Source organism: Sphingomonas bacterium (genome assembly GCF_903644055.1).
GTDB lineage: Bacteria > Pseudomonadota > Alphaproteobacteria > Sphingomonadales > Sphingomonadaceae > Sphingomonas_I.
Genome location: NZ_CAHJXD010000171.1, coordinates 1 through 4,638 on the forward strand (window position 1 = coordinate 1; position 4,638 = coordinate 4,638).

Genomic DNA, 4,638 nt, shown 5'->3' on the forward strand with positions numbered 1-4,638 from the left:
GCCGATGGCGCGACGCCGCTGGGCAACGGCCGCGCGATGCCCGCGCCGATGGTGCTCGGCCGCCTGCTGACCGAGGCGCGCGTCCGCCCCGGCGAGAAGGCGCTCGTGGTGGGCGCGGCAACCGGCTATTCGGCGGCGGTGCTGACGGCACTCGGCTGCGACGTCGTCGCGCTGGAGACAGAGGACGGCCCCCGGGCGGAGGCGCATGCCCCCGGCGTCACCGGCCCGCTCGCGGCGGGCTGGGCGGCGGGCGCGCCCTACGGCCTGATCCTCGTCGACGGCGGGATCGAGGTCGTGCCGCAAGCTTTGGTCGATCAGCTCGCCGATGGCGGGCGGATCGCGGCACCGTTGATCGAGCGCGGCGTCACCCGGCTGGCGATCGGCACCAAGGCCACGGGCGCGATCGGCTGGCGGCGCTTCATCGAGGCCGCGGCGCCTGTGCTGCCGGGCTTCGCGGCGCCCGCCACCTTCCGCTTCTGACGATCGCCATGACCCGCTTCCGCCGCCGCATGGTGCCGCTCGCCGGCGCCGCTTTCCTTCTCGCGCCCGTCGCCGCGCGCGCCGATACGCTGCGCGAGGCGCTGGCGCAGGCCTATGCCACCAGCCCGATCCTCGCCGAGGCGCGCGCGCAGCTCCGCGCCACCGACGAAGGCGTACCGATCGCCAAGGCGCAGTCGCGGCTTCAGGTCAGCGGCACGGTCGGCATCACGCAAAGCGTCGACGGGCTCACCACCTTTCAGAACGGCGCGCGCGTGCTGACCGGGGGGATCAACCTCTCCTACCCGCTGTTCCAGGGCGGCCGGGTCAAGAATGCGATCAACGCCGCCGAATCGCGCGTCGTCGCGGGCCGCGCCGATCTGCGCGCCACCGAGGGCAATTTCTTCACGCAGGCGGTCGCCGCTTATATGGACGTGATCCGCGATCAATCGGTGGTCGAGCTCAACGCGGGCAACGTCCGCGTGCTGGAGACCAATTTGCGCGCCAGCCGCGATCGCTTCCAGGTCGGCGATCTCACGCGGACCGACGTCGCCCAATCCGAAGCGCGGCTCAGCATCGCGCGCAGCCAGCTCGCCACCGCGCAGGGCAACCTCACGCGCAGCCGCGAAATCTATCGCCGCGTGATCGGCGCCTGGCCCGGCAAGCTCGATCTGCCGCCGTCGCTGCCGAAGCTGCCCGCGACGCCCGACGAGGCGGTGGAGATCGCGCTCGCCAACAATGCCGCGCTCGCGGCTGTGCAGGCCAACACCAAGGCGGCGGACTATGACATCGGCGCGGCGCGCGCGCTGCGGATGCCCACCGTCTCGGCGGTCGGCGGCAACAGCTACAACAATTATCTCAACACGCGCGCGCAGGCCTCGGGCTTTCCCTCGAACCAGAACAACCAGTTCGACCAGACCGTCGAGCAATCGCGGATCGGCCTCGCGCTGACCATCCCGCTGTATCAGGGCGGCGGCGTATCGGCGCGCGTGCGGCAGGCGCAGGCGTTGCAGAACGCGACCGTCGAGCAGGGCGTCGATATCGAGCGGCAGGTGATCGCCAGCGCGCGCGCCGCTTATGCGATCTTCCTCGCGGCGGGCGAGGCGATCACCGCCAACCAGCAGGCGGTTTCGGCCAACCGCCTCGCGCTGGAAGGTGCGCGCGCGGAAAACAGCGCGGGCACGCGCACCGTGATCGAGGTGCTCAACGCCGAGCAGGAATATCTCAACGCGCAGGTGCTGCTGGTGACCGCGCAGCACGATCGCTACGTCGCGGGCTTCGCATTGCTCAACGCGATGGGCGTGGCGGAGGCGGGCAACCTCAATCTCGAGGGCGGCGCGCTCTACGATCCGATCGCCAATTACAAGCGCGTCCGCAATCGCTTCGGCGACTGGAGCGACAATGCGAAATATCAGCCGCAATCGACGCGCACGACGGGGCCGACCCCCGTCAACGCCGATACGCAGCCGCTCGCGCCCGATCCGCTGCTCGGCGATGCGCCGACGGTGCCCGCGCCCGCCGGTTCGCTGGTGCCGAGCCCCGCGAATCGTGATAGACCGCCGCGCTGATGCAGGAAAATCCCCCCGTTCAGCCGATGGAGGAAATCCTCGCCTCGATCCGGCGCATCATCGCCGAAGACCCGCCGATCCTCGCGCCCAAGCCCGTGCCGGCGGCGGAGGACGAGGACGTGCTGGAGCTGGGCGAAGCGCCCGCCGCCGCCGCCCGCCTGTTTCCTCCCGTCCCCGACGATGGCCTGGTCTCCGGCGAAGCCGCCGCCGCGAGCCGCAAGGCGCTGTCGGCGCTCTCGGGCGTGACGATCGATCCCGACGCTGCCGCCGATACGCTCGACGGACTGGTCCGCGAGATGCTGCGCCCGATGCTCAAGCAGTGGCTCGACGCCAACCTGCCCGAGCTGGTCGAGCGCGTCGTGGCGCGCGAGATCGCGCGGATCGGCGGGCGCTAGGCTCGTCCCGCGGCGGCAGCGCCACGTCCTTCCATTCGTCACCCCGGCCTTGAGCCGGGGTCCCGCTTCTTCCCGGCGCGCAGGCTAGAGAGTGGAAAGATCGATCTCCGCGTGCCTGTCCAGCGTCGCTTCGGCGGGTGGCATCGGATATTTGAGGCCCGTCGCGCAGTTGAACAGCACCACCCGCTCGCCGGCATCGACCAGCCCCGCGCCCAGCGCCTTGTGATAGGCCGCCAGCGTCGCGCCGCCCTCGGGACAGAGCAGCAGCCCGTCCCGCCTGGCGCAGGCGTCCACCGCCGCGAGGATCGCGTCGTCGTCCACCGCCAGCGCGACGCCGCCGCTCTCGCGCACCGCGCGCAGGATCAGGAAATCGCCGACGGCGCGCGGCACGCGGATGCCCGCCGCCACCGTCGCCGCATCCTCCCAGCGCTCGGCATGCTCGACGCCCTGCTCGAACGCGCGGACGATCGGCGCGCAGCCGCTCGCCTGCACGGCAAACATGCGCGGGCGCTTCGCCCCGATCCAGCCGAGCGCCTCCAGCTCGGCGAACGCCTTCCACATGCCGATCAGCCCGGTGCCGCCGCCGGTGGGATAGAAGATCGCGTCGGGCAGCGCCCAGCCATATTGCGCGGCGAGTTCCAGCCCCATCGTCTTCTTGCCCTCGATCCGATAGGGCTCCTTCAGCGTCGAGAAATCGAACCAGCGGCCTTCCGCCGCGCCCCGGCCGACGATCGCGCCGCAATCGTCGATCTGGCCGTTGACGCGGTAGACGCGCGCGCCCTGCGCGGCGATTTCGCGGATGTTGATCTCGGGCGTCTCCTGCGGCGCGAGGATGATCGTCTCGATCCCGCAGCGGCTGGCATAAGCGGCGAGCGCCGCGCCGGCGTTGCCGTTGGTCGGCATCGCGATCCGCGTGACGCCGAGCTCGCGCGCCATCGCCACCGCCATGACGAGGCCGCGCGCCTTGAACGATCCCGTCGGCAGCCGGCCCTCGTCCTTGACCAGCACCTCGGCGCCCCCCGAGGCGGGGATCGGCACCAGCGGCGTCTCGATCTCGCCCAGCGAGACGATGCTCCCGGTCCGGCGGACGGGGAGCAATTCGCGCCAGCGCCACAGATCGGTTTCGCGCGCGGCGATCGCATCGCGCGAGACGGCGGCGGCGACGCCCCCGAGATCGTAGCGGACGAGCAGCGGCCGCCCGACGCGCGAGAGGCCGTGCAGCCGATCGGCCTCGTAGCGCTCGCCGGTCATTGCGCATTCGAGATGGGTGACGAAGGTCGGGCGATCGGTGGTGAGGTTGCTGTTCATGCGGAGCGCTTTAGCCGCGCTTGCCGCCCCCTGTCATGCCGGACCTGCTCGGCATAACCAGGGTGTCCCAAGATGAAACGTCACCCCGGGCTTGACCCCGGGTCCCGCTTCCTTCTCCACCGCCAAGAAGCGGGACCCCGGCTCAAGGCCGGGGTGACGATCAACTTGATTTTCAGCCGCCGAGGAAGCGCACCGGCAGCGGCGTCTCGCTATACCCCGTCGGCGTGCGGACCAACCGATAGGCGCCCGCGCCCTTCTTGCCCGAGACGAGCTCCACCATCTCCGTGCCATGGTACAGCACGCCGACATCCTGATCGAGCGCGAGGCCGGGGCTGTCGATCGCGCCGTCGGCGATGAACTGGCGGTAGCGCGATTTGCGGTCGGGGCGGATCTCGTAATGCGGGTTGGTCGATCCGGGAAGGAAGCCGAGGCCCTTCACCGGCGCCAGCACCTTGGGATAGCTGTCGGTGAGCCCCGACTGGAACCAGCAGATCAGCCCCGCGCTTCCTCCGGCCATCACCACGCCCGCGGCCCACGCGGCGCGCAACGCCTTGTCGAACTCCCATTCGCGCCACAGCGCCATCATGTTCTTGGTCGATCCGCCGCCGACGAAGACGATGTCCATCCCCAGCAGATAATCGGCGAAGTCGAGCGTCGCGGGCTGGTAGAGGTTGAAATGGTGCGTCGAGCAATCGTGCGCCTGCCAGCCTTGGACGAACGCCTCATAGTTTGCGGCGCTCTCGCCCGAGGCCGGCCCCAGCCAGCAGATGCGCGGGCTCTTCACCGGCGTCAGCGCCAGCGCATATTCGGGGAAATAGGAGGGCTGCCATGCCTGCGGGAACCAGCCGCCGCCGGTGGCGAAGATCGTCGGCTGCCTGGCGCGCGGGCGG

The 4,638-nt window shown here is 70.7% G+C and carries 5 protein-coding genes; 3 read left to right on the forward strand and 2 right to left on the reverse strand.

The window, feature by feature from the left end; translation table 11 throughout:
• The 3 genes from HUU94_RS07355 to HUU94_RS07365 form a co-directional block, all read left to right on the forward strand.
• The coding region (locus tag HUU94_RS07355; RefSeq protein ID WP_174274442.1) for a protein-L-isoaspartate O-methyltransferase family protein at window positions 1-480 on the forward strand (480 nt) is incomplete at its 5' end.
• A gap of 8 nt (window positions 481-488) precedes the next feature.
• Window positions 489-2,045 (forward strand): TolC family outer membrane protein, encoded by a 1,557-nt coding sequence (locus HUU94_RS07360; protein WP_174274443.1) that lies wholly within the window; start codon window positions 489-491, stop codon window positions 2,043-2,045.
• On the forward strand, window positions 2,045-2,440 hold the full coding sequence (locus HUU94_RS07365; RefSeq protein ID WP_254602027.1) for a DUF2497 domain-containing protein: 396 nt from the start codon (window positions 2,045-2,047) through the stop codon (window positions 2,438-2,440). The genes HUU94_RS07360 and HUU94_RS07365 overlap by 1 nt, the downstream gene beginning before the upstream one ends.
• An 84-nt stretch (window positions 2,441-2,524) precedes the next feature.
• Here HUU94_RS07365 and HUU94_RS07370 read toward each other — a convergent pair whose 3' ends face one another.
• Both HUU94_RS07370 and HUU94_RS07375 read right to left on the reverse strand, forming a co-directional pair.
• Entirely contained in the window at window positions 2,525-3,748 is a 1,224-nt protein-coding gene (locus tag HUU94_RS07370; RefSeq protein ID WP_174274444.1) for a threonine synthase, read from the reverse strand.
• A gap of 172 nt (window positions 3,749-3,920) precedes the next feature.
• The coding region (locus tag HUU94_RS07375) for a peptidase E (protein WP_174274445.1) at window positions 3,921-4,638 on the reverse strand (718 nt) is incomplete at its 5' end.